The following is a 2,549-nucleotide window of genomic DNA, read 5'->3' on the forward strand; positions in this document are numbered from 1 at the left end:
ACTCGCCGGTGTCGGTGACCGCGGCACCGCGGACCAGGCCGTCGGTGGGCTGCATCGAGATCGCGCGGACGACGTTGTCGCCCAGGTGCTGCGCCACCTCGAGGGTCAGCGTCTTGGTGCCCCCGGAGAGGGTCACGTCGACGTGCAGCGCGTTGTAGATATTGGGCATCGCGTCGCGGGGGAACTCGGCGTCGACGACCGGGCCGATGACCCGGACTACGCGGCCGACACCGGCCTGCGTCTTGGTGGGCTCAGCTACAGCAGTCATCATCCATCACTTCCCGCCGCGGCCAGCGCGTTGGCGCCGCCGACGATCTCACTGATTTCCTGGGTGATCGCAGCCTGCCGCGCGGAGTTCATCTCGCGCGTGTACCGCTTGAGCAGGTCGTCCGCGTTGTCCGACGCGCTCTTCATCGCCCGGCGCCGGGACGCCGACTCGCTGGCCGCCGAGCTCAGCAACGCCGCGTAGATCCGCGTGTTGAGATACTTCGGCAGCAGCGCGTTCAGCAGCTCCTCGGCCTCGGGCTCGAACTCGTAGGCCGGCCGCAGCCCGGGCTCCCGCTCGCGCTCCTCGACCTGCATCGGCGCCAGGAAGCGAGCCTCCGCGGTCTGGGTCATGAGCGACTTGAACTGGGTGCTCACGATGTGCAGCTCGTCGACACCCTGGATGCCGTCCGGGCCGTACTCCCCGTCCTCGTCGTCCGCGCCCGCGACGAACGCCTCGAGCAGCGCGTTGCCGATGGTGCGGGCGTCGGCGAACGAAGGCCGCTCGGAGAAGCCGGTCCAGCTCGTCTCGATCGGACGGTTCCGGAAGCGGTAATACCCGACGCCCTTGCGGCCGACGATGTACAGCGCCACTTCCTTGCCGTCCGCCCGGAGGCGCGCCATGAGCTGCTCCGCCGTGCGGATCGCGTTGGCGTTGTAGGCGCCGGCCAGGCCCCGGTCGCTGGTGACCAGCAGGACACCCGCGCGCTGCACGCGCTCGCGCGCCTGCAGCAGCGGGTTGTCGACCGACGCGTTGGACGCCAGCGCCGTGAGCACCTGGGTGATCGCCTCCGCGTACGGCTTGGAGGCGTTCACCCGTTCCTGCGCCTTGGCGATGCGGCTGGTCGCGACCAGTTCCTGCGCCTTGGCGATCTTCTTGGTGGACTTGACGGTGCGGATGCGCCGCCGAAGTGCCTGTACCTGACCGGCCATGGCTTAGCTCTTGTCCGACTCGGGACGGACCTCGCGGGTCACCGTCTCCCGGCTCTCGCTGCCGTCGGCCAGGGGCTCGGCCGGGGCCTCGTTGCCGGGACCGCCGCCGGTCTCGCCCTGCTTGAACAGCACCTTGAACTCGTTGACGCCGGTCTGCAGGGTCTCGACCTGCTCGTCGGTCAGCTGCCCCGTCGACTCGATCGCCGTGAAGACGTCGTTGCGGTTGCGCTTGATCCAGTCGAGCAGCTCGCCCTCGAACCGGCGGACGTCGCCGACCGGGATGTCGTCGAGCTGGCCGGTGGTGCCGGCCCAGATGATGATGGTCTGCTCGGCCACCGAGTACGGCGAATACTGCGGCTGCTTGAGCAGCTCGACCAGGCGTACGCCCTTGTCCAGCTGGGCCCGCGACGCCTTGTCCAGGTCGGAGGCGAAGGCCGAGAAGGCCTCCAGCTCACGGAACTGGGCCAGGTCGAGGCGGAGCCGGCCGGAGACCCGCCGCATGGCCTTGACCTGCGCCGAGCCGCCGACCCGCGACACCGAGGTGCCGACGTTGATGGCCGGGCGCACACCCGAGGCGAACAGGTCGGCCTCGAGGAAGATCTGGCCGTCGGTGATCGAGATGACGTTGGTCGGGATGTAGGCCGAGATGTCGTTGGCCTTCGTCTCGATGATCGGCAGACCGGTCATCGAGCCCGCACCGAGGTCGTCGGAGAGCTTGGCGCAGCGCTCCAGCAGGCGGCTGTGCAGGTAGAAGACGTCACCCGGGTATGCCTCGCGGCCCGGCGGGCGGCGCAGCAGCAGCGACACGGCGCGGTAGGCCTCGGCCTGCTTGGTCAGGTCGTCGAAGACGATCAGGACGTGCTTGCCGTTGTACATCCAGTGCTGCCCGATGGACGAGCCGGTGTACGGGGCGATGTACTTGAAGCCGGCCGGGTCGGAGGCCGGCGACGCGACGATCGTCGTGTACTGCAGTGCGCCCTGGGCCTCGAGCGTGCCCCGGATGCTGGCGATCGTGGTGGCCTTCTGGCCGATGGCGACGTAGATGCAGCGAACCTGCTTCTCCGGGTCGCCGGACTCCCAGTTGGCGCGCTGGTTGATGATCGTGTCGAGCGCGACCGTGGTCTTACCGGTCTTGCGGTCGCCGATGATCAGCTGGCGCTGGCCCCGGCCGATCGGCGTCATGGCGTCGATCGCCTTGATGCCGGTCTGCAGCGGCTGCTTCACCGGCTGCCGGGACATGACGTTCGGCGCCTGCAGCTCGAGCTCGCGGAAGCCCTCGCTCTCGATCGGGCCCCGGTCGTCGATGGGCTCACCCAGCGCGTTCACGACGCGGCCCAGGTAGGCGTCGCCCA

General features: G+C 69.2%; 2 protein-coding genes and 1 pseudogene. All 3 read right to left on the minus strand.

The window, feature by feature from the left end; all coding sequences use genetic code 11:
• Positions 1–268, minus strand: a pseudogene (locus DMB66_RS58225) (F0F1 ATP synthase subunit beta); the annotation flags it as partial.
• Positions 268–1,197, minus strand: coding sequence for a F0F1 ATP synthase subunit gamma (locus DMB66_RS58230; RefSeq protein ID WP_125812520.1), 930 nt, complete (start codon positions 1,195–1,197; stop codon positions 268–270). The pseudogene DMB66_RS58225 and the gene DMB66_RS58230, both read right to left, overlap by 1 nt.
• 3 nt (positions 1,198–1,200) lie before the next feature.
• Positions 1,201–2,549: F0F1 ATP synthase subunit alpha (gene atpA / locus DMB66_RS58235; protein ID WP_125812521.1), on the minus strand; the 1,349-nt coding region annotated here is incomplete at its 5' end.

The organism is Actinoplanes sp. ATCC 53533, from assembly GCF_003947245.1.

Coding starts and splice junctions, on each gene's coding strand:
- DMB66_RS58230 (WP_125812520.1), bottom strand. CDS start 1,197: ATGGCCGGTCAGGTACAGGCACTTCGGCGGCGCATCCGCACCGTCAAG.